The 21,062-nt window shown below is 64.4% G+C and carries 20 protein-coding genes; 10 read left to right on the top strand and 10 right to left on the bottom strand.

Annotated features, from left to right (window positions below; translation table 11 throughout):
- Nucleotides 1-36: 36 nt before the first annotated feature.
- From L9B60_RS25285 to L9B60_RS25245, 9 genes are all read left to right on the top strand, one after another.
- The gene (locus L9B60_RS25285) at nucleotides 37-849 is read left to right on the top strand and encodes an RraA family protein (RefSeq protein ID WP_249673701.1); all 813 of its coding nucleotides are present in this window, start codon (nucleotides 37-39) and stop codon (nucleotides 847-849) included.
- Entirely contained in the window at nucleotides 846-1,310 is a 465-nt protein-coding gene (locus L9B60_RS25280; protein ID WP_249673700.1) for a nuclear transport factor 2 family protein, read from the top strand. Before L9B60_RS25285 ends, L9B60_RS25280 begins: the two co-directional genes overlap by 4 nt.
- Nucleotides 1,307-2,731, top strand: a complete 1,425-nt coding sequence (locus L9B60_RS25275; RefSeq protein WP_249673699.1) for an aldehyde dehydrogenase (NADP(+)) — start codon at nucleotides 1,307-1,309, stop codon at nucleotides 2,729-2,731. Before L9B60_RS25280 ends, L9B60_RS25275 begins: the two co-directional genes overlap by 4 nt.
- Nucleotides 2,728-3,021 (top strand): Dabb family protein, encoded by a 294-nt coding sequence (locus L9B60_RS25270; protein WP_249673698.1) that lies wholly within the window; start codon nucleotides 2,728-2,730, stop codon nucleotides 3,019-3,021. The genes L9B60_RS25275 and L9B60_RS25270 overlap by 4 nt, the downstream gene beginning before the upstream one ends.
- Nucleotides 3,022-3,127: 106 nt before the next feature.
- A complete protein-coding gene (locus L9B60_RS25265; protein WP_249673697.1) occupies nucleotides 3,128-4,414 on the top strand; it encodes an MFS transporter in 1,287 nt (428 codons plus the stop codon).
- Nucleotides 4,415-4,444: 30 nt separating this feature from the next.
- Entirely contained in the window at nucleotides 4,445-5,254 is an 810-nt protein-coding gene (locus tag L9B60_RS25260) for an NAD-dependent epimerase/dehydratase family protein (RefSeq protein ID WP_249673696.1), read from the top strand.
- Nucleotides 5,251-6,357 carry a mandelate racemase/muconate lactonizing enzyme family protein gene (locus L9B60_RS25255; protein WP_249673695.1) on the top strand — a complete coding sequence of 369 codons (1,107 nt, stop codon included), beginning with the start codon at nucleotides 5,251-5,253 and terminating at the stop codon, nucleotides 6,355-6,357. Before L9B60_RS25260 ends, L9B60_RS25255 begins: the two co-directional genes overlap by 4 nt.
- Nucleotides 6,354-7,262: an aldose epimerase family protein gene (locus tag L9B60_RS25250; protein WP_249673694.1), complete on the top strand. Its 909-nt coding sequence runs from the start codon at nucleotides 6,354-6,356 to the stop codon at nucleotides 7,260-7,262. The genes L9B60_RS25255 and L9B60_RS25250 overlap by 4 nt, the downstream gene beginning before the upstream one ends.
- An 81-nt stretch (nucleotides 7,263-7,343) precedes the next feature.
- Nucleotides 7,344-8,624: an OprD family porin gene (locus L9B60_RS25245; protein WP_249673693.1), complete on the top strand. Its 1,281-nt coding sequence runs from the start codon at nucleotides 7,344-7,346 to the stop codon at nucleotides 8,622-8,624.
- Nucleotides 8,625-8,696: 72 nt separating this feature from the next.
- Here the strand turns inward: L9B60_RS25245 and L9B60_RS25240 are convergent, their stop codons facing one another.
- The 5 genes from L9B60_RS25240 to L9B60_RS25220 form a co-directional block, all read right to left on the bottom strand.
- On the bottom strand, nucleotides 8,697-9,494 hold the full coding sequence (locus L9B60_RS25240; protein ID WP_249673692.1) for a transglutaminase family protein: 798 nt from the start codon (nucleotides 9,492-9,494) through the stop codon (nucleotides 8,697-8,699).
- A complete protein-coding gene (locus tag L9B60_RS25235; RefSeq protein WP_249673691.1) occupies nucleotides 9,491-10,441 on the bottom strand; it encodes an alpha-E domain-containing protein in 951 nt (316 codons plus the stop codon). Before L9B60_RS25235 ends, L9B60_RS25240 begins: the two co-directional genes overlap by 4 nt.
- A gap of 4 nt (nucleotides 10,442-10,445) precedes the next feature.
- Nucleotides 10,446-11,855: a circularly permuted type 2 ATP-grasp protein gene (locus L9B60_RS25230; protein WP_249673690.1), complete on the bottom strand. Its 1,410-nt coding sequence runs from the start codon at nucleotides 11,853-11,855 to the stop codon at nucleotides 10,446-10,448.
- Between the two features lie 217 nt (nucleotides 11,856-12,072).
- Entirely contained in the window at nucleotides 12,073-13,044 is a 972-nt protein-coding gene (locus L9B60_RS25225; RefSeq protein ID WP_249680144.1) for an alpha/beta fold hydrolase, read from the bottom strand.
- 53 nt (nucleotides 13,045-13,097) lie between these two features.
- Entirely contained in the window at nucleotides 13,098-14,615 is a 1,518-nt protein-coding gene (locus L9B60_RS25220; protein ID WP_249673689.1) for an MFS transporter, read from the bottom strand.
- Nucleotides 14,616-14,725: 110 nt separating this feature from the next.
- On the opposite strand from L9B60_RS25220, the gene L9B60_RS25215 reads away from it, so the two are divergent.
- The gene (locus L9B60_RS25215; RefSeq protein WP_249673688.1) at nucleotides 14,726-15,619 is read left to right on the top strand and encodes a LysR family transcriptional regulator; all 894 of its coding nucleotides are present in this window, start codon (nucleotides 14,726-14,728) and stop codon (nucleotides 15,617-15,619) included.
- Nucleotides 15,620-15,634: 15 nt separating this feature from the next.
- Here the strand turns inward: L9B60_RS25215 and L9B60_RS25210 are convergent, their stop codons facing one another.
- Genes L9B60_RS25210 through L9B60_RS25190 form a run of 5 tightly spaced genes read right to left on the bottom strand, consistent with a single transcriptional unit; the run spans nucleotide 15,635 to nucleotide 21,003 of the window.
- A complete protein-coding gene (locus L9B60_RS25210) occupies nucleotides 15,635-16,546 on the bottom strand; it encodes an SMP-30/gluconolactonase/LRE family protein (protein ID WP_249673687.1) in 912 nt (303 codons plus the stop codon).
- A 14-nt stretch (nucleotides 16,547-16,560) separates the two neighbouring features.
- A complete protein-coding gene (locus L9B60_RS25205) occupies nucleotides 16,561-17,523 on the bottom strand; it encodes an ABC transporter permease (protein ID WP_249673686.1) in 963 nt (320 codons plus the stop codon).
- Entirely contained in the window at nucleotides 17,520-18,503 is a 984-nt protein-coding gene (locus tag L9B60_RS25200; protein ID WP_249673685.1) for an ABC transporter permease, read from the bottom strand. The genes L9B60_RS25205 and L9B60_RS25200 overlap by 4 nt, the downstream gene beginning before the upstream one ends.
- Complete coding sequence (locus tag L9B60_RS25195; RefSeq protein ID WP_249673684.1) at nucleotides 18,500-19,954, bottom strand: sugar ABC transporter ATP-binding protein; 1,455 nt, start codon at nucleotides 19,952-19,954, stop codon at nucleotides 18,500-18,502. Before L9B60_RS25195 ends, L9B60_RS25200 begins: the two co-directional genes overlap by 4 nt.
- 26 nt (nucleotides 19,955-19,980) lie before the next feature.
- Nucleotides 19,981-21,003, bottom strand: a complete 1,023-nt coding sequence (locus tag L9B60_RS25190; protein WP_249673683.1) for an ABC transporter substrate-binding protein — start codon at nucleotides 21,001-21,003, stop codon at nucleotides 19,981-19,983.
- Between the last annotated feature and the right edge of the window lie 59 nt (nucleotides 21,004-21,062).

The following is a 21,062-nucleotide window of genomic DNA, read 5'->3' as shown; positions in this document are numbered from 1 at the left end:
CAAGACCTGACGATATCGAGCACGCGGAGAACAATAATGACGCAGATCCATCAATACGCCGACGCGTACGACAACTCGGCCAACCGCCAGGTGGCGGTCAGTGACCAAGTGCTGGCCAAGCTTGCCACCTGCAGCAGCGGCTCGCTGACAACGCAACTGTTCAAGTTGGGCTTCCGCCAGCCAGCGCTGGTGGGCTTGCGCGCCATGAGTAAGGCCATCAAGCCGTTCGCCGGCCGCGCCTACACCATGCGCTTCATTCCAGCCCGCGAGGACATCGACACCTACGGCACCATGACCACCAAGCCCAATGGCGATAACTTGCAGTGGCAAGGCGTGGAGCAGATCCAACCCGGCGATGTGCTGGTGATCGACAGCCAGAACGACCCCCGCGCCGCCTCCGCCGGCAACATCCTGGTGACCCGGCTGCTGGCCCGGGGCGCCAAGGCGATCATCACCGATGGCGCCCTGCGTGATGGCAGCGAGATTGCCGGTTTGCCGCTGCCGGCCTACGCCCGGGAGATCACCGCCACCACGCGCATCTCTTACCACCACGTGGCCGACCTGCAAGTACCCATCGGTTGCGCAGGCGTTGCCGTCTACCCAGGCGACGTGATCGTCGGCGACGCCGATGGCGTGACCGTGGTGCCCGCCCACCTGGCCGAGGAACTGGCCGAATACTGTTCGGTGCAGGACGACTTGGAAAGCTACCTGGCCATGCGCATTGCTGCCGGCGAAGCCCTGTGGGGCATCTACCCACCGGGCCCTGCAGCCATTGCCGCCTACCACGCGTGGATCGCGGCAGGTCGCCAACCGATCCCCAGCATCATTGGCCAACAGGAGGCCAAATGATGCCGGTCGCCGAGCACCCCTACGCCGCCTTGATTCGCCGTTATTTCGCGGCCTGCAATGCGGCCGATCACACGGCCTTGTTGTCGTGCTTTACCCCGGATGCGGTGCACTACTTTCCTGCCGGGCTGCCCGATATCCCGTGGCGCAGCGCGCGCACCATCGCCGACAAATGGGTGTGGTGCGTGGAGCATCTTGGCTCGCAGTGGACCATCGAAAAGATCCTGGTCAGCCACGACAGCCATGAAGCCGTCATCGAGTGGACCCACTGGAAAGGCAAGCTGGGCACCGCGCTGCGCGGGGATGAGTGGTACGTATTCGATCAACACAGCGGCCTGATCAAGGAAATCCGCGCCTACTACGCCTCGCCTGCCGACCAGGGCGTGCCCATCAACGAACTGCTGGGCTTTGATTACAGCCGCCGCGGCTACCACCTGGCGCCGCTCAAGGGAGCGTTCAAATGAGCACCCCAGAACAACAACGCATCGACCAGGTGGTCGCACAGGCCGCTGCGACAGCCCGGCAATGGGCCCAGTCGAGCATGGGCACAAGGGCCGCCTTGCTGGACGGCCTGGCCGAGGGCCTGGAGAACCACCAGGCCGCGCTGGTCAGTTTGGCCGACGAAGAAACGCACCTGGGCCCTGCGCGCTTGAACGGTGAAGTGGCGCGCACAGCCTTCCAGTTGCGTGGCTTTGCCGCCCAAGCCCGGGCCGGCGTGCCCCTGGCGTGCGTCGAAGATGCGGCCATTGACGGTGCGCCGCCCAAAGGTCGGCCGGCGTTGACGCGCGTCTCGGAACCCCTGGGGCCGGTGGCCATGTTTTCGGCGAGCAATTTTCCATTCGCCTTCTCGGTATTGGGCGGCGATACCGCATCGGCGTTGGCGGCCGGCTGCCCGGTGGTGGTCAAGGCGCATTCGGGGCACCCCCGGTTGTCGCGCGCCGTGCATGAGATCGCCCAAGGGGTGATCGCCGCCCAGGGTTTGCCCCTTGGCTTGCTGGGCCTGGTCGAAGGCGCCTCGCGGGCGGCAGGCGTGCATTTGGTCGAGCACCCGGCCATCGCGGCCGTGGCCTTTACCGGCTCCTACCAAGGCGGCAGCGCCCTCTGGCGAGCCGCCAATGAACGGGCACGGCCGATCCCCTTCTTCGGTGAACTGGGCTCGATCAACCCGCTGGTGGCCCTGCCGGGCATCCTGCAACGCGAGGGTGCGGCACTGGCCACGCTATTGGCCGGGTCCATTACCCAAGGCTGCGGGCAGTTCTGCACCAGCCCTGGCGTGATCATACTGCTGGAGCACCCGGCCAGCGACCGCTTCATCGAGCAACTGGCCTGCGCACTGCAACCCTTGACCACCCACGCCATGCTCACCGAGGCCATGCGCAAGGGCTTTGAACACGGCCTCCATAACCTGGAGCAGGCCAGCGCGGCGCGCCCGCTGCTTGAGCCCCACGCAGGGGGCGAAGGCCCTGCCCCACGCTTGTTCGAGATTGATGCCTTGGCGTTTATCAACGATAGCGCCTTGCGCGAAGAAGTGTTCGGCCCCGTTGCCGTGGTGATCAAAGCCTGTGACGTAGCGCAAGCCAATGCGGTGTTACAGGCCATCGGCGGCACGTTGACGGCCACCCTATGGGGCTTTGAGCAGGCAGACGAACCGGCCCGCAGCCTGTACCGCACCGCCCGCACGATTGCCGGCCGCGTGTTGTTTCGTGGCGTGCCCACCGGCGTCGCCGTTACCCACGCCCAACAGCATGGCGGCCCATGGCCCGCCTCCACCCAACCGCACACCACCTCGGTCGGTTACGCCGCGCTGCAGCGCTTCTTGCGCCCGGTGGCCTTGCAGGACGCACCGGCCTGGGCGCTACAGCCATATCAGGAGCGCTCGCAATGATGAAGCACATTGTGATGTTTCGCCGGCTGGCGGGGGTGAATAAGGATGTGGCCCTGGAGGCACACCTGGTCGAGTGGATGCGCGGCCTGCACCAGGAGATCGACTTCGTGCGCAGCTGGAAGGTCTGCGCCAATGAACTGGACCGGCCGATTTGCTGGGACTACTTGCTGGAAGCCGGCTTCGACGATGCAGCCGCCGTGCAGCGCTACTTGCCGCACCCGGCGCATGTCGCGCTGGTCACCCAACTCAAGCAGTACTTCGAATGGGCCGCGGTCGATTACAGCGACTAAGCCCAGGCGGCGGGTATCCTGCGCCAGGGCACCCGCAACGCTGCAACAGGCGACCCTACAAAAACAATAATCGGCACGCGGTACAGGTGCCGGCGGGAGAGGCAACATGCACACTAAAAAGAACTATCGCTGGACGATCCTCACGCTGTTGTTCATCGCCATGGTGATCAACTACGTCGACCGTGCGGCGCTGTCCATCGCCATGCCCTTCATCACCCAGGAGTACCACCTCACGCCTTCGGAAAAAGGCATGATCTTCAGCAGCTTTTTCATTGGTTACGCGGTGTTCTGTTTTGTCGGCGGTTACCTGGCCGACCGCTACGGGCCCAAGCGCGTACTGACGGTGGCCATGAGCGGCTGGTCGATCCTGTGCGGCCTGACGGCGCTGGCCTTCAATTTCTGGTCGCTGCTGTTTGTGCGCGCCCTGTTCGGCGTGGGCGAAGGCCCGGTGTCCACCACGGCCAACAAGACCGTCAACAGTTGGTTCCCGATCAAGGAGCGTGCCCGCGCCATTGGCATCAACCAGGCCGGCGGCCCATTGGGCGGCGCGCTGGCAGGCCCCATCGTCGGTTTCCTGGCCCTGTGGCTGGGCTGGCGCGTGGCGTTCGTCGTGATTGCCGTGATGGGGCTGGTCTGGGCGCTGTGCTGGTACCGCATGGCGACGTCCACCCCTGCCGAACACGCCAAGGTCAGCCTCGAAGAAATCGCCGAGATCAATTTCGAGCGTGAGGTGCCCGTCACCACCGCCGCCCAGGCACCACGCACACCGGTGCTGCAGATCATCCTGCAACGCTCGGTGCTGGTCACCGGTATCTCGCTGTTCTGCTACAACTACATCCTGTATTTTTTCATGACCTGGTTTCCCAGCTACCTGATCGACGCCAAGGGCATCGACCTCAAATCCATGAGCATCGTCACCTCACTGCCTTGGCTGGTCGGCACCCTTGGCTTTCTGGGGGGTGGCGTGCTCATCGACTACCTCTACAAGCTGACGGGCAAGCGCCTGTTCTCGCGCAAGGTGGTACTGGTGACCTGCCTGTTGATTGCCGCCTGCTGCATCGCACTGACCGGCCAAGTCCAGGACGTGACCCAAAGCGTGATCGTGATGACCGTGGCCATCGGTTTCCTGATGCTGACCGCACCCGCCTACTGGTCGCTGATCCAGGACGCCGTGCCGGACCACCAGGTGGGTACCGCCGGTGGCTTCATGCACGGCCTGGCCAACCTGTCGGGGATCGTCGCACCCACCGCCACCGGCATTATCATCCAGAGCTCCGGCACCTACGCCGCAGGCTTTGCACTGGCCGGCGGCTTGGGCATCCTGGGTGCACTGATCGTGGCCTTCCTGGTCGGCCACCCCACCTCACGCAGCCCCATGCTCTCACCGGCCTGACCGCGCGCCCACTTTATCAAGGAGCCCACCATGCAAACCCTTCTGATCACAGGCGCAGCCGGCATTGTCGGTACGGCCCTGCGACCCCTGCTGCGCCAGCACTATGCGCTGCGCTTGTTTGATCGTTCGGTCATCAGCGAACTGGCCGCCAATGAGACTGCGGTGCAGGGCGACCTGACCTGCACGGCAGACATTCTGCAAGCGGTGCAGGGTGTTGACGCCGTGTTGCACCTGGCCTGCGCCCACGGCACCGACATCCGTTTCGAAACCACCTTGAAACCCAACTACGACGCCACCCTGCAACTGTTGGAGGCCGCCGAACGATCCGGGGTCAAGCGCTTCATCTTTGCCAGCAGCCATCATGTGCTGGGGCAATACCGCACCGACGCTGCGCCCGTTTTCGACGACCTGCCCGTGGCACCTGACAGTTACTACGCGCTGAGCAAAGTATTTGGCGAAGCGTGCTGCGCCACCTTTGCCCAACGCAGCGCCATGGCCCTGTGCGTGATACGCATTGGCAATGCCGACCCACAGGTCAGCGACGCGCGCCGCCTGCGGCTGTGGGTGAGCGCCCGCGACCTTGCGCAGTTGGTGAGCATTGGCATCGAGCACCCCACGCTTCACCACGAAGTGTTCTATGGCGTGTCCGACAGCCCGCAGGCGCTGTTCAGCAACCACCGCGCCAAAGCCATGGGCTACCGCCCCCAGGACAATGCCAAGGACTTCGTGGCCGCCCGGTTTCTTGATTACGACGCCATGTGCGCCCACACCTCGGGCCGTGACTTCGTCGGCGGCGCATATGCCGTCAGCCCATTGGCCAGTTGCCTGGAGCGCCCATGATCATCCGCAAGCTGGAAACCTTTATCGTAGAAATCCCCTTCAGTGATGGTGGCAAGGGCCAGGGCATTACCCCCACCACCTGGAACACCCTGGAAAACGTGCTGGTGCGCGTCGAGGATGATCAGGGCAACGTGGGCTGGGGGGAGTCGTTCGGCTACTTCACGGCCGACGCGACCAAAGCCACCATCGACCGCTTGATCGCCCCCGTACTGGTGGGCAGCACGGTCCAGGACATTCCCGCCTGGAACCTCAAGACCCAGCGTCAACTGCACCTGTTTGGCCGTTACGGCATCACGATGTTCGCCATCTCCGGGGTCGACATTGCGCTGTGGGACCTGGCCGCCCGCAGGCGCGGCGTACCGTTGCATCACCTGTTCAGCGAACAACGACGCAGCCACGTCCAGGCCTATGCCAGCCTGGTGCGCTACGCCGATGGCGAAGTGGCGCCGCGCATTTGCGAACAGGCACTGGCCATGGGCTTTCGCGACATCAAGCTGCATGAGGTAACCGTCGAGGAAATTGCCCAGTGCCGAGCCGCCGTTGGCTACGACGTGCCACTGGCCACCGACGTCAATTGCGGTTGGTCGCTGGCCGATACGCGCGCCTGGCTGCCCGAACTTGAAGCCCTGCAATTGGCCTGGCTGGAGGAGCCGATCTTCCCCCCTGAAGACTTCGCCACCCTCAACAGCTTGCGTGGCCAAGGCGTGCCCCTGTCAGGCGGCGAAAACTGGTGCACGGCGTTCCAGTTCGAACAGGCGATGAAGGCCGGAGCGGTCGACTCCATTCAACCGAGCGTCACCAAGGTGGGGGGTATCAGCGAGTGCCTGCGCATCGCTGAACTGGCCCGCCACCATGGCGTGCCGGTATTGCCACACAGCCCCTACTTCGGACCCGGCTTCCTGGCCACCTTGCACCTGGCCGCGGCGCAGGAGCACGTCGCCCAGATCGAGTACCTGTTCGTCGAACCGCAGGCGTGGCTCTACGACATCGAAGGCCTGCGCCAGGGGCATCAGTTCGAGATCCCGCAAGGGCTGGGCTTGGGGCAGCAGATCGACACGCGCGTTTTTGATCGCTACCAACGTGCACCCAGGAGCCGGCCATGACGTGCGCCCCAAGGTTGACGCTGCAAAACAGCGAGCTGACCCTGCATCTGTTGCCCGCATGGGGCGGTCGTATCGAGCGCCTGCAGGTGCGGGCACACGCCTTGGACCTTCTGCACCCCCTGGATGCGACGGCGCCTTTCAACCCCCTGGACTGGCCGAAGGGCGGCGCCTACCCGCTGATCCCCTACTCCAACCGCATTGCCGGGGCGCAACTGGACTTCGCCGGCCAGCACCACGTGTTGCCCCACCACCCTCAGGCCTTGCCGCACACCTTGCATGGCGTCAGCCATAGCCAGCCCTGGCAGGTGGACGACCAGTCAAGCCATCAGGCCCGCATCAGCCTGGACTACCACGGCGAGCACTGGCCCTGGCCGATCCGCGCCGAGCAACACTACCGCCTCCAGGGCCATCAACTGCTGATGCGCCTGGTACTGACCAACCAAGGCACCTCGGCCATGCCCGGGGGCGTGGGCCTGCACCCTTATTTTCAGGCCAACCCGGGGATGAAGGTCAGCTATCGCAGCGGCCGGCAATGGCAGATCGCCGACGACTACCTCGCCACAGGGCAATGCACCATCGGCGATCGTGACCACCAGTGGGCGCCGCAGGATGGGCTCGCCCACACCTGCGCCCAGTACCTGTCGCAATACGGGGGCGAAGTGACCCTGGACTACCCGCAGGGGCGGCTGACGCTTATCGCCGGCCAGCACCTGGACCACTTGGTGGTATTCGCCCCAGCCGGCGCGCCGTACCTGTGCATAGAGCCGGTGTCACACCTGGCCAATGGTTTCAACCTTGCGCAACAACTGGGTGAGTTGTCTGGCACCCAAGTGATCGAGCCGGGCGCAAGCCTCTCTACCACGCTTTGCCTGCAATGGCATGAGCCACCGCAACAACCCGGGTAAACCTTGCTTTAACCACCGCCCCCACGCACACCGCCTTTTCACCCTGGCGTGGGTTAACTCGCCTCTAAAAAGAATAAAAAAATGAACATCAAACAGTCGCTTCGCGCTCAACCCTACCGCTCAATGACCGCTTGCATCACCCTATGTGCCGCTCCATTGGCCGCACACGCCGACTTCCTCAGCGACAGCAAAGCCTCGCTGACGATGCGCAACTTCTACTACAACCATGACTTGCGCGACTCCAAGGCGCCGGCCCAATCGAAAATCGAAGAATGGGCACAGGGTTTCATCCTCAAGGCCGAGTCCGGTTATACCGAAGGCCTGGTCGGGTTTGGCGTGGACCTGTACGCAGGGCTTGGGGTCAAGCTCGACTCATCTCCCGCCAAAAGCGGTTCGGCTTTGCTGCCGGGCGCCTACAACCGCGCAGGCGGCCCGCGTAACGCTGACCCAAGCGCGGTGAATGAGTACTCGGAGGCGACGGCTGCAGCGAAAATGAAGATCTCCAAGAGTGAACTGAAGGTGGGCGGGCTGTTCCCGAAAATCCCGTTGGTCAGCGCCGGTGACGCCCGCCTGCTGCCGCAGTTCTTCGAAGGTGCCATGCTCAGCGTTCGCGAATTCGATAACCTCGACATCGACCTGGGCCAGATGCGCCAGGTCAATTACCGCGAGTTCACCGGCAATCGAGCCATGCAGGTGGGCAACTACCTGTCGGTGGCCAGTGACCGTTTCAATTACCTGGGTGGCACCTGGCGGATCACTCCAAGCGCTGCGGTAGGGGTGTGGGAAGGCGAACTGAAGGATGTGTACCGCCAAACCCTTTACACCAGCACCCTGGCCACCACCCTGGGCGGCTGGAAGCTTGGCGCCCTGCTCAACTACCTGGACACCGGGGAGGCAGGCGATGCCCTGGCGGGCAAGCTGGACAGCCGCATGCCCTCGGCCATGTTCTCGGCCAATCTTGGCCCGCAAACCTTGCGCCTGGGTTTGCAATACAATGCCGGCGACAGCGCCCTGCCGTTTTTGCACGACACCGACCTGCCCGGCGTTGCCAACGCCGTGCAAGTACTACGCTTTGACCGAGCTCAGGAGCGCTCTTGGCAAGGGCGCTACGACTTCGATTTCGCCGCCCTCGGCCTGCCCGGGTTAACGGCCATGGCCCGCTATGTGTATGGCGACAACTTCCAGATCGCCGGGCAAAACGCCAGCGAATGGGAGCGCAACATCGACCTTACGTACACCCTGCAAAGCGGCGCGCTCAAGAACCTGTCGTTTCGGTTGCGCAATGTCGAACTGGTGGGCGATGCCACGGGGCGTCGGGATGAGAATCGGTTTATCGTGTCTTACACGCTGCCGCTGCTTTAGAGTGCCCCGCCCTCGCCCCCTCTCCCTCTGGGAGCGGGCTGGGGTGAGGGAGAAGCGCCCGAGCGCGATACTCTATTGATACTGCATCTGAAACTGCGAACTCACCTGCACCCGCGCCGACATTTGCTCCCCGCCCCCACCCCGGCGCATGCCGCGCACCGGGCAAGCGTCCAGGTAGTCCAGCCCCACGGCCAGTTTCAGGTGGCGCTCAGGCTTGGCCAGGCGGTTGGTGATGTCGAAGCTGTACCAGCCGCCGTCGATCCAGGCTTCGGCCCAGGCATGGCTGGCCATGTGGCTGGCATCCTCGGTGCACAGGTAGCCCGACACGTAACGCGCCGGCACGCCCAGGCTGCGGGCACAGGCCAGAAAGGCGTGGGCGTGGTCCTGGCATACGCCGGCACGCCCGGCGAAGGCTTGCGCGGCGGTGGTGTCCACCGCGGTGGCACCGGGCACGTAGGCGATTTGTTCGGCCAGGGCGTTCATCAGGTCGATCAGGGCGCTGCGGTCGCGGCGCTCGCCGCACTGCTGCCGGGCAAAGGCCACGAGGGCCTCGTCGGGCTTGGTCAGGTGGCTGACGCGCAGGAACGGGAAGGCCGACTGCTCTTCGCGCTCCACTTCGCGCGCCGGGTCGATTTCCACTTGGCCATAGGCCGACAAGGTAATCGCGCCGTGGGGTTCGTCCAGGGTCATCACGTGCAGGATGTTGCCGTAGGGGTCACGCTGGCTGCGCACAAGCTTGGGCAGTTCCAGGTGCCATTGCACGATGGTCTGGCGCTCGCTGTTCTGGGGTGTCAGGCGCAGGAACTGGATGCTGGTGCACACCTCGTCGTCGTAGCGGTAGGTGGTGTCATGACGGATGGACAGTTTCATACGACCTCCAGATAGGACTGGTGAATGGTTTGCCCAAGATCACGGATTTGCCCGATCAGGTCGGTGAGCCAGATGTGCAGGCCCAGGCCCAGGATTTCTTCGATGCCGGTGTAACGCAGGCGCGCGTTCAACTCGGCGGCCAGGCGCTGCGCGCTGCGGCCGTTCTCGCCGGGCAGGCCGGCCAGCAGCAGGTCCAGCTCTTCAACGCACGAGAGCAACGAGCGCGGCACGTCGGCGCGCAGCAACAGCAATTCGCTCACTTGGCGCGAAGCCGGTGCCTGGCGGTAGATCTCGTTGAATGCCTCGAACGAAGACAGGGCCCGCAGCAAGGCGCTCCACTGGTAATAACCACGGGCCGAGTCGTCGCTGACCTCCTCGGACGCCTCGCCGAACATTTCATAGCGCGCATCCAGCAGGCGCAGGGTGTTGTCGGCACGCTCGATGAAGGTGCCCAGGCGGATGAAGCAATAGGCGTCGTTGCGCATGATGGTGCCGGAGGTGGCCCCGCGAAACAGGTGCGAGCGCTGCTTGACCCAGTCACAGAACTGGCTGATGCCATAGCCGCCCAAGCCTTGGCGGGCGATGGTGCGCATCTCAAGCCACGTGGCGTTGATGTTCTCCCACATGTCGGCGGTGATGCGCCCGCGCACGGCATGGGCATTGGTGCGGGCGGCGCGCAGGCAGCAATAAATACTGCTGGGGTTGCTTTCTTCCAGCACGAAAAAATGCAGCATGCGCTCGGCGTTCAGCTCACCGTGTTGCTCGTGATAGTCCTCCAGGCTGCCGGCCGACAGCAGTGCCATGGCCAGTTCCGCATGGCCATCGGTGCGCCCGGCTTGAGGCATCAGCGACAGCGAATAACTGACCTCGAGCATGCGCGCCATGTTTTCCGCGCGCTCAAGGTAACGGGACATCCAGTACAGATCCGAAGCGGTTCTCGACAGCATATGATTATTCCTCCACCACCCAGGTGTCCTTGGTTCCGCCGCCTTGCGACGAGTTGACCACCAGCGAGCCCTCGCGCAGCGCCACGCGGGTCAGGCCGCCGGGCACCACGCGGGTTTCGCTGCCCGACAGCACGAACGGGCGCAGGTCGATGTGGCGCGGGGCAATGCCCTGCTCGACGAAGGTCGGGCAGGTGGACAAGCTCAGGGTTGGCTGGGCGATGTAGGCCTCGGGCCGGGCCTTGATGCGCTCGCGAAAATCGGCGATCTGCGCTTGGGTGGAGGCCGGGCCCACCAACATGCCATAGCCACCCGAGCCTTGGGTTTCCTTGACCACCAGGTCCGGCAGGTTGGCCAGCACATGGGACAGTTCGGCCGGCTTGCGGCACTGGAAGGTGGGGACGTTTTTCAGCACCGGCTCTTCGCTCAGGTAGAAGCGGATCATCTCGTCGACGTAGGGGTAGATCGACTTGTCGTCGGCAACGCCTGTGCCCACAGCGTTAGCCAGCACCACGTTGCCGCAGCGGTAGGCCGCCATCAGGCCTGGCACGCCCAGCATCGAATCGGGGTTGAAGGTCAACGGGTCGAGGAAGGCGTCGTCCAGGCGCCGGTAGATCACGTCCACCCCTTGCGCGCCCGAGGTGGTGCGCATGAACACGCGGTCGTCACGCACGAACAGGTCGGCCCCTTCCACCAACTCCACGCCCATTTCACGGGCCAGGAAAGCGTGCTCGAAATAGGCACTGTTGAAGCGCCCCGGGGTCAGGACCACGACCGTGGGGTTGTCCAGCGGCGAGCTGCTTTTCAGGGTATCGAGCAAAAGGTTGGGGTAATGGTCGATGGGCAGTACCCGCTGCGCGGCAAACAACTCCGGGAACAGGCGCATCATCATCTTGCGGTCTTCGAGCATGTAGCTCACGCCACTGGGCGTGCGCAAGTTGTCCTCCAGCACGTAGTAGCTGCCGTCGCCATCGCGCACCAGGTCCACGCCGGAAATGTGCGCGTAGGTCTGGCGGTGCAGGTCCAGGCCCTGCATTGCCATCTGGTAGCCTTCGTTGGACAGCACCTGTTCGGCGGGCACGATACCGGCCTTGAGGATGCGCTGGTCATGATAGATGTCGGCCAAAAACATGTTCAGGGCCTGCACCCGCTGGATGCAGCCCTTCTCCACCACGCGCCATTCGCTGGCCTTGATGCTGCGCGGGATGATGTCGAAGGGGATCAGGCGCTCGGTGCCCTGCTCGTCGCCGTACAGCGTGAAGGTGATGCCGGCCCGGTGAAACAGCAGGTCGGCCTCGCGCCGACGTTGCTCCAGCAACTCGATGGGGGTGCTTTTCAACCAATTGGCGAACGCTTGATAGTGCGGACGGCAGTGCCCTTTTTCATCGTACATTTCGTTAAAAAACGCATCAGGCATATCAAGCTCCTTGTCGCTGCGCCTTGATCCAGGCCGCGCGACTTATTCTAATCACATCACCCAAACAGCCTGTTCAAACCACCACACCCCATTGAAACAGCAACGGGCGTGCCAAAGCGCTGTAGCACAGCCATTGCACTGATTCGGCGCCGCAAAGCGCGCCAAAAAAGCGCCACCTGCAGTTTTATGCGTTTTAACCGGGCAGCGACAGTAAATTTTATCGGGAACTGTCCTGCGGGTAGGTGCGCGCCAGGAACGCCAGCAAAAAATGGTTTACTTCATCTGGTTTTTCACTCTGTATCCAGTGCCCGCACTCGGCGATCAGATGCTGTTCAAGGTGTGGTACCCGCTCGGGCATGCGCTTGAGGGTATGGGCTTCGAGCACGCCGACCGGGTCCTGGTCGCCCAGCAGGAACAGCGCCGGCTGTTCGACGATGGCGTTGGCCAGGGGCTCGGTGCGCTGCCAGTTGCGCTCGAAGTTGCGGTACCAGTTAAGCGCGCCATGAAAACCGCGCCCGGCGAAGGTGTGCAGGTAAACGTCGAAATCATCCGCAGTGCACCAGCGGGGCAGATCCGTTGGCACCGGCACGCCGTCAAACAGCCGGGCACTGGCGGGCTTATTCTTGAGGATGAGGTCGGCGTTGGCGCCGCCCTGCATGAACAGGCGCAGGGTGTGGGCGATGTCGGCGTCCAGCTCGGCCTCGGCCACCCCTGGCGTCTGGAAATAGACGATGTAGTTGAAGCGCTCGGCAAAATGCTTGCGCAGGCTGTCGATGGCCGGTTGCCGGGGGCGCCCGGCAAACGGCACCGACATCGCCACCACGGCCTTGACCCGCTCAGGTTCCAGCAACGCCAGGTGCCAGGCCACGGGCGCGCCCCAATCATGGCCCACCACGCAGGCCTCGTGGTGACCCAACTGGTCCATGGCGCCCTGAATGTCGGCGCACAGGGTGAGCAGGTCGTAGGCGGCAACCTCCTGGGGCGCACTGCTTTGGCCATAGCCGCGCATCTCGGGCACAAACACCTGGTACCCGGCCGCCACCAGGGGGCCGATCTGCCGGCGCCAGGAGTACCAGCACTCGGGAAAGCCGTGCAGCAACCACACCACCCGGCCACCTGCGGGCCCGGCGCTGTGAACGCTCAGGTTGATGCCATTGACCTGCAGCAAACGTTGCTCTGTCGCGCTCATCATCCGTGCTCGTTCGACTGTTTGAGGCACAGTATCAGAGCTGGGCCCGCTGGCTATATATCATTGATCCGGGGAATACCTTGGCTGGCCTGCACCCGCCGCTCGCCGAGGAAGACGAACACCACGCCTGCGCACAGCAAGGTGATCACCATCAACACCCGGGCCAGCTCGCTGATGGCCTGGCTGGCCGCCTCAAGCAAAGCGTGCGTGGGGGCCGACTGCGCGGCGTGGGCCAGGTCGCCTGCGGCCAGGTACTGCGCGGCCAGGGTCACTGCCTCAGCGCCAAGCGCACTGTCAGCCAGGCCCAATTGCCGGGCGATCAAGCCGCTGAGCAGCGCCATCACCATCGCCAGGGCAATCCCCTCCCCGGCCACCCGCACGGTACCGAAAATACCCGTGGCCATGCCCGCGCGCTCCTTGGGCACCACGCTCACTGACAAGCCGTCCATCAACCCCCACGGCAAGCCGGTACCGACGCCCACCACCAACATCGGCAGCACCCAGGCGCTCGCGCTGGCGTCGGCAGCCAGGCCACTGAGCAGCCACAACCCCAGCGCGGCAATCAACAGGCCGGTGCCGGAGATTACCCCGGCCGAGGCAAACCGGCTCAACCAGGCGGCCAGGCCGGGCACCACCAGCATCGGCGCGCACAAGGCGAGCATGGCAAGGCCAGTGTCCACCTCGCTGCGCCCTTGCACGCCAATAAAGTACAACGGCAGGATCACCAACAGCACGGCGAAGCAGTAGCACGTAGCAATCGGCAGCACCTGCACGCCCACAAAGCGTGGGTAGCGAAACAACGACAAATCCAGCATGGGCCGTGCGGCGCGGCCTTGCACCCGTACGAACGCCACCAGCATGACCAGCGCGGCGGCCAGCAAGCCAAGTACCGTCACGCTGCTCCAACCGCTGCCAGGTGCCTGCAGGATGCCCCAGGTCAGCAGCGCCAGGGCTGCGGTAAAGGTCAGGGTACCGGCCCAGTCCAGGGGACCGGCGTTGGGGTCACGCGACTCTTGCATGCCACGCCAGGCCAGGGCCAGGGCGCCAGCGCCGATCACGGCGCTTGAGACGAACACCGCCCGCCAACCGTGATGGCTGATCAGCCAGCCGGCCAATATCGGCCCAAACGACAGGCCCACCCCAAAGCTGGTGCCCAAGGCACTGAAGGCGCGGGTGCGCGCCGGCCCGTCGAAAGCATGGGCCAGCGAGGCCGAGCCACCGGCCAAGGCGGCTGCCCCGCCCATGCCCTGCAACGCGCGCAGCATGTCGAGCCACAGCATGCCCGGCGCCAACCCCAGCAGCAACGAGGCCAGGGCGAACAGCGCGACGCCAATGACGAACACGCGCTTGCGCCCATAGGCGTCGGCCAGGGTACCGGCGGCCATCAACAAACTGCCGAACGCGAGCATGAAGGCGTTGGTGATCCAGCTCAGGGCCAACGGGCTGCCGCCCAGGTCGCGGCCGATGGCGGGGGTGGCGATGGCCCCGGCGGAGAAACTCATGGGCATGATCATCGCGGCGAGGCACACGGCGATCAATGTCCAATAAGGCTTGAGGGGTATGGGAGACATGGGCGAATCCTTTGCGCAGAAGGTTGCGGCAAGGATAGGATGGCCGTAATTGTTAAAAAACAGGCTGTCGATCCACTTTAAGCGGACATAATGTCCGCAATGGGAGCCCCATGGAAAGCCTCAGTGGTTTGACCGCCTTCGTGCGCGCGGCCGAGTTGCGCAGTTTCGTCGCCGCCGCCCAGCGCCTTGGGCTGTCGGCCTCGGCCGTGGGCAAGAGCGTGGCGCGCCTGGAAGAAAGCCTGGGCGTGCGCCTGCTCAACCGCAGTACCCGGCACATCAGCCTGACCGAGGAAGGCGCGCTGTTTTATGCGCGCTGCAGCCGCGTGGTGGCGGAACTGGAAGAGGCCGAGGCCGAGCTGTCACGCTCGCGCGAAGCGCCGCGCGGCCGGCTGCGGGTCAGCTTGCCGGCGCTGGGCTACCGCATGCTGTTGCCCATCTTGCCGGAGTTCACCCGCCGCTACCCCGAAGTAGAACTGGACCTGGATTTCAACGACCGGCTGGTCGACGTGATCGCCGAAGGCATGGACGCAGTCATCCGCAGTGGCGAGTTCCTCGACTCGCGCCTCAAGGCCCGCACCCTGGGCACCTTCCGCTTGCTGCTGGTGGCAGCCCCGCACTACCTGGCAGAACGCGGCACCCCCACCACACCCGAAAACCTGGCGCAGCATGCCTGCCTGTTCTACCGCTTCCACAGCAACGGCCAGATCCAGCCCTGGCAACTGGCGGGCCACGAACAACGGCCACCGTTGGTGTTGCCTGGCACGCTGACCTTCAACAACATCGAAGCACTGATCGGTGCCGCCCTGGGCGGCCTGGGCATCGCCTACCTGCCGGATTTCGCCGTGAGCCAGTATGTGCGCGACGGTCAGTTGCAGGCGGTGTTGCCGGACTACACCATGCAGGGTGGGCAGTTTTCGCTGCTGTGGCCCGGCAGCCGGCAGACCTTGCCCAAGCTGCGGGTGTTCGTGGACTTCCTGGCGCAGCGGTTGGTGTTGGGCGGCTGAGGTGTGTTCCAAACCTTAAGGGTACTGCGCCCCCGCCACCGCCACATGGATCATGTACAGCGACGTATTGGCCGTGATGAACAACCGATTGCGCCGTGGCCCGCCGAAGGTCAGGTTGGCCACTTTCTCCGGCAAACGGATCTTGCCCAACAAGGTCCCGTGGGCGTCGAAGCACTGAATCCCATCCCCCGCGCTGGTCCAGATATTGCCCTGCACGTCTACCCGCAAACCGTCGGGGATGCCCGGTTCGATCTGAGCCAGTACCCGCGACTTGCCCAGCCAGCGTCCGTCCACCACCTCCAGGGCGCGAATGTGATGGGGCGCATCCGGGTCGTGGGTGCGGGCCGAATCGGCGACGTACAGGGTTTGGCCATCCGGGGAAAACGCCAGGCCATTGGGCTGCACGAAGTCGTCGGCCACGCACACCAGTTCCTGGCTATGGGGGTCGATGCGGTACACATTGCGCCCGGCTTGTTCGGGCTCTGCCTGATAGCCCTCGTAATCGCTGAGGATGCCGTAGGTGGGGTCGGTAAACCACACCGCGCCGTCGCGGTGCACCACCACATCGTTAGGTGAGTTCAGGCGCCTGCCTTCAAAGCGCTCGGCCAGCACGGTGATCGAGCCGTCAGGCTCGGTGCGCGTCACCCGCCGGGTGCCGTGCTCGCAGGTCACCAGGCGGCCCTGCAAGTCGCGGGTATTGCCGTTGGCGAAGTTGGACGCCGCGCGGAACACCGACACGCCCTGCTCGGGCGTCCAGCGCAAAATCCGCTGGTTGGGGATATCACTCCACAACAGGTAGCCGCCATCGTTGAACCACACCGGCCCCTCGGCCCAACGGCACTGGTCGTAAAGGCGTTCGAGCTGCGTGTTGGGCAGGGTCAGGGTGCGAAAGCGTATGTCGGTGTACTCGTAAATATCGTCGTTCATGGCTCAACCCTTGCTCAAACCGTGCGCAGCGACTTGCGCCCGCTGACCGCGGCAATCACCGCAATAATGATCACACCGGTGAGGATCAGCCGCACCCCGGCGCTGGCGCCGAAGGTGTTGAGCATGCTCACCAGCAAATACAGGAACAACGATGCGCCCCACAGCCCCGGCACGTTGGAAAAGCCACCGGCCACCGAGGTGCCGCCAATCACCACCACGGCAATGGAGGCCAGCAGGTACTCATCGCCCATGCTCAGCGAAGCACCGCCGGAAAATCCGGCCAGCAGCACCCCACACACGCTGGCGAACACCGCGCTCAACACGTAGGTGGCAAAGCGCACCCGCTCCACTCGCACGCCAGCCAACTCCGCTGCGCGCATGTTTTGCCCCACGGCCAATGTCCAGCGGCCGTACACCGTGCGGGTCAGCAGGTAACCGGCAAATACCGTGAGCACCACCACCGCCATGGCCAGGTAAGGGATGCCCAGCACGTGGCCGGTGCTGAACTGATAAAACAGCTCTGGGGGCGCGATGCGCACGCTGCGCCCATAAGCGATGGCCATGGACTGCAGCAGGAAACTGGCCGACAAGGTGGCGATGATCGGCGGTATGCGCAGCACGCGGATCAGCGCGTAGTTGGCGCAACCAATCAGCACACCCAACACCAGCACCCCGGCCACCCCCACGGCAATCAGGCTGTCGGCACCGGCCATCAGCTTCATGCCCACGGCCCCGCTCAGGGCGATGTTGGCCGGGATCGACAAGTCGATGTTGCCTGGCCCCGTGGTGATCACGAACATCTGGCCCACGCCGACGATCACAAAGAACGCCGAAAAGCCCAGCGCCCCGGACAACAGCGCGCCGGCGCCTTCGCCACGGGTGAACGCCAGGGTGGCCAGCCACACCAGCAAGGCGGCCAGAAACGACCACAACCAGGGTTTGCCACGCACGGCGGCGATGCGCTTGGAAAGGTTCATGTGGGGCGCGCCTCCAGGCGGTTGACGGCGGTGCGCAAGGCCAGCACCAGGATCAGGATCGCGCCCTGGGCGCCGATCTGCCAGTCAGGTGAAATGCGAATGAACGACAGCAGCGAGCCGGCCAATACCAGGGTCAGCGCCCCCAGTACCGCACCGATGGGCGACACCCGCCCACCGACGAACTCGCCTCCGCCCAGGATTACCCCAGCGATCGACAGCAGCGTGTAGCGCAGCGCCATGTTGGCGTCGGCCGAGGTGGTCAGGCCCACCAGGAACAACCCCGATAAAACCCCGAAGCCACCGGCCAGTGCGTACAGCGTGACCTTGATGCGCAACAGCGACCAGCCGGCCTTGGCAATCGCCAACGGGTTGCCACCGGCGCCGCGCAGCACCACGCCCAGGGTCGAGCGCATCAAAAAGGCATGCACCGCCAGCGCCAGCACCACGCACACCAGGATGGCGAACGGCAGCAGCGGCGTCTTGATCTTGACCAGCGCCTGCAACCACTGTGGCGCACTGCCGCCCGGCGCAGGCAGCAACAGCACGGCGCCGCCCACCCAGATGAACGACATGCCCAAGGTCACGACGATGGCCGGCAACTGTCGCGTATGGATCAACGCACCGAGCAAGGCATACACCCCCACGCAGCCCACCAGCGCCAGGCACCCCAGCACGGGATGTTCGTTGAGCAAGGTCGCCGCCACGCAAGCGACGAAGCTGATGAAGCTGCCCAAGGACAGGTCCAGGTCGTTGACCGTGATGATCAGCATCTGCGCGATGGTCGCCAAGGCGATGGGCACCGCCAGGTTGAGCATCAGGTTCATGCCCATGTAGCTCATGGCCCGCGGCTGCATGATGAAAATGGTGACCAGCAGCACCACCAGCGACAAGGCCGGCAGCGCGTTGCGCAACAGCCGGGCGCGGTTGATCGAGGCCACGGCCGGTTGTGCCTTCAACGGCAAGGGATGGGGCGCATTCATGCCACCGCCTCCTGAAAGGATGCACGCAGGATCTGCTCTTCACTCAGTTCATTGCGTGGGATATCCGCCACGGCCTGGCCGTCGCGGAACACGTAGATATGGTCGCAGTAGTCGAGCTCTTCCAGCTCCGTGGTGTACCAGATGAAGGTACGGCCCCGCGCCGCTTCCTCCTTGATGATGGCGTAGACCTCACGCTTGGTGCCCACGTCGACGCCGCGCATGGGGTCATCCATCAGGATCAGCTCGCTGTTGGACGCCAGGGCCCGGGCAAACAGTGCCTTTTGTTGGTTGCCGCCCGACAACGACAAAATCGGGTTGGCCATGTCTGGCGTGCGGATGCCCATGCGCTGCTGCCATTGCGCGGCCATGGCAACCTCGGCCTGGGGGTCGATCAACACGCCGCGCTTGAGCGCACTCACGGAGCTGATGGTGATGTTCTCGGCAATCGACCACAGCGCAAAGACCCCATCTGTTTGCCGATCACCGGCCACCAGCGCCACGGGCAAGCCCTTGGCGACGCGCTGGCGCAATACCTGGATCAGCAACTGGCTTTGCCCCTGCCCTGCCAAACCGGCCAGGCCGACAATCTCGCCGGGGTGTGCGGCCACCGTTTGCCCATCGGTTTGCCGCGCCGGCCGCGAGTTCACCACCGGCGCCTGCTGGCCACGCTTGGAGGTGAACCCAACTTGCGCCTCGTGCGCCTTGGCCGCACTGCCCATGCACTCCACCAGCGAGGCATGGGTAAAGGCGCTGGCCGCGCGCACCTCCACCACCCGGCCATCGCTCATCACGGCGATGCGATCACAGGTGCCAAGCATCTCACCCAGGATGTGGCTGATCAGCACCACGCAGCCACCACCCTGCACGTAACGGCGCACGTGACCCAGCAACTGCTCGGCCACGCGCGCGTCCAGGGACGAGGTCGGCTCATCCAGTATCACCAGCGCCAGGCGCTCGCCGGCAGCCGTGAAGGCCCGGGCGATTTCGACCATTTGCCGCTTGCCAATCGCAAGGTCAGCCACCACGTCACCGGGGTCGATGCCGTGGCCGGGGAAGATGCCGTCAAGGCTGGCGCGGATCAGCGCGCCGGCCTTGCGCCGCCAGCCAAAACCGCGCACGGTCGGGCACATCAACCGGGTGTTTTCGGCCACCGTCAGGTTGGGGCACAACGATAGCTCCTGGAACACGCAGCGGATGCCATGCTGGCGGGCGACCTGCACGCAATAGCCTTCGCGTACGTCGTTGCCGGCCATGCGCAGCGCGCCCACGTCGGCACCCAGGGTGCCGGCCAGAATATGCATCAGGGTCGACTTGCCCGCGCCGTTATGGCCGATCAGGCCCAGGCACTCACCGGCCTGGCAATCAAGGTCAACCTCGCTCAGCGCGCGCACCGCGCCGAACGCCTTGCCAACCCCTTGCAGGCGGACCAGGGGTGTTGGGATGGCAACCATGGCACTCTCCTCGACAACGTCGCGCGTTACTGGGGTTTGGAGGCGGTCAGCTTGGCCACGTCATCGACGCTGTACACCTGGCTGACAATACCGCCCTTCTCAACGCCCTTGAGCGAGGATTCGAGGGTGTCCTGGGTCACGCTCAGCGCTGGCGACAACAGGTCATGGGGCATCTGCTTGCCATCAAGCAGTTGCTGGGCCACCCAGAACGCCAGGCTGGAAATGCTCGGGGCACTGGAGATGGAGAAGCTTTCGTAGCCGTTGGCGTCTTTCTGTTTTTTCCACCACGACAGCTCTTCTTCGCGGTTGCCAAAAATGATCACCGGCACCGGCCGACCGGCTGCGCCGAATGCCTGCGCCACGCCATACCCGTCATCGCCCTGGGTCACCACCGCGTCGATCTTCGGCAGGCTGGGCAATACCCCGGCCACGGCTTTTTGCGCGGCAGTCTGCGACCAGTTGCCGTTCACCGAGCCAACGATTTTCAGGTTTGGGTATTTCGCCGCACCGGCGCTTACGCCCGAGTGAATCTGCTCGTCCACCGAAACCCCGGCCAGGCCGCGCACTTCCAGCACGTTGGCGCCCTGGGGAAAGCGCTTGGCCAGGTAATCCATGCCGTCCAGGCCGCTTTGCTTGAAGTCCATGGACAGGCGATAGGCGCACGGCTCGGTCACCACCCCGTCGAACGACACCACGATGATGCCGGCGTCACAGGCCTGCTTTACCGCGCCATTGAGGGCGGTGGGCGAGGCGGCGTCGATGACGATGGCGTTATAGCCCTGAAGGATCAGGTTCTGGATTTGCGCGGCCTGCTCGGTGGCCTGGTTTTCGCCGGTGGTGAAGGAATCGGCCGAGGCAATCACCCCGGCCTTCACGGCCTGGTCGGTGGTTTTCTGCCAACTGGCGAGCATGCCCTGGCGCCAGGAGTTGCCGGCGTAGTTGTTGGACAAGGCAATGGTTTTGTCGGCCGTGGCGGCCTGGGCGAGCATGAAGGGGGAAATCAACAGTGCAGTAGAAAGCAGCGCGCAGCGCAACGGATGACGTTTCATGACTAGACCCTTGTTATTGTTGTGGGCATTGGCCCGCCGAATGGTTCGGTCGTGCCGGC

Source organism: Pseudomonas abieticivorans (genome assembly GCF_023509015.1).
Taxonomy (GTDB): domain Bacteria; phylum Pseudomonadota; class Gammaproteobacteria; order Pseudomonadales; family Pseudomonadaceae; genus Aquipseudomonas; species Aquipseudomonas abieticivorans.
This window is presented reverse-complemented; position numbering and strand designations above follow the sequence as displayed.

Bases quoted from the DNA above. Each gene is read 5' to 3' on its own strand.
- L9B60_RS25285 (WP_249673701.1), top strand. From the start codon at position 37: ATGACGCAGATCCATCAATACGCCGACGCGTACGACAACTCGGCCAAC.
- L9B60_RS25280 (WP_249673700.1), top strand. From the start codon at position 846: ATGATGCCGGTCGCCGAGCACCCCTACGCCGCCTTGATTCGCCGTTAT.
- L9B60_RS25275 (WP_249673699.1), top strand. From the start codon at position 1,307: ATGAGCACCCCAGAACAACAACGCATCGACCAGGTGGTCGCACAGGCC.
- L9B60_RS25270 (WP_249673698.1), top strand. From the start codon at position 2,728: ATGATGAAGCACATTGTGATGTTTCGCCGGCTGGCGGGGGTGAATAAG.
- L9B60_RS25265 (WP_249673697.1), top strand. From the start codon at position 3,128: ATGCACACTAAAAAGAACTATCGCTGGACGATCCTCACGCTGTTGTTC.
- L9B60_RS25260 (WP_249673696.1), top strand. From the start codon at position 4,445: ATGCAAACCCTTCTGATCACAGGCGCAGCCGGCATTGTCGGTACGGCC.
- L9B60_RS25255 (WP_249673695.1), top strand. From the start codon at position 5,251: ATGATCATCCGCAAGCTGGAAACCTTTATCGTAGAAATCCCCTTCAGT.
- L9B60_RS25250 (WP_249673694.1), top strand. From the start codon at position 6,354: ATGACGTGCGCCCCAAGGTTGACGCTGCAAAACAGCGAGCTGACCCTG.
- L9B60_RS25245 (WP_249673693.1), top strand. From the start codon at position 7,344: ATGAACATCAAACAGTCGCTTCGCGCTCAACCCTACCGCTCAATGACC.
- L9B60_RS25240 (WP_249673692.1), bottom strand. From the start codon at position 9,494: ATGAAACTGTCCATCCGTCATGACACCACCTACCGCTACGACGACGAG.
- L9B60_RS25235 (WP_249673691.1), bottom strand. From the start codon at position 10,441: ATGCTGTCGAGAACCGCTTCGGATCTGTACTGGATGTCCCGTTACCTT.
- L9B60_RS25230 (WP_249673690.1), bottom strand. From the start codon at position 11,855: ATGCCTGATGCGTTTTTTAACGAAATGTACGATGAAAAAGGGCACTGC.
- L9B60_RS25225 (WP_249680144.1), bottom strand. From the start codon at position 13,044: ATGAGCGCGACAGAGCAACGTTTGCTGCAGGTCAATGGCATCAACCTG.
- L9B60_RS25220 (WP_249673689.1), bottom strand. From the start codon at position 14,615: ATGTCTCCCATACCCCTCAAGCCTTATTGGACATTGATCGCCGTGTGC.
- L9B60_RS25215 (WP_249673688.1), top strand. From the start codon at position 14,726: ATGGAAAGCCTCAGTGGTTTGACCGCCTTCGTGCGCGCGGCCGAGTTG.
- L9B60_RS25210 (WP_249673687.1), bottom strand. From the start codon at position 16,546: ATGAACGACGATATTTACGAGTACACCGACATACGCTTTCGCACCCTG.
- L9B60_RS25205 (WP_249673686.1), bottom strand. From the start codon at position 17,523: ATGAACCTTTCCAAGCGCATCGCCGCCGTGCGTGGCAAACCCTGGTTG.
- L9B60_RS25200 (WP_249673685.1), bottom strand. From the start codon at position 18,503: ATGAATGCGCCCCATCCCTTGCCGTTGAAGGCACAACCGGCCGTGGCC.
- L9B60_RS25195 (WP_249673684.1), bottom strand. From the start codon at position 19,954: ATGGTTGCCATCCCAACACCCCTGGTCCGCCTGCAAGGGGTTGGCAAG.
- L9B60_RS25190 (WP_249673683.1), bottom strand. From the start codon at position 21,003: ATGAAACGTCATCCGTTGCGCTGCGCGCTGCTTTCTACTGCACTGTTG.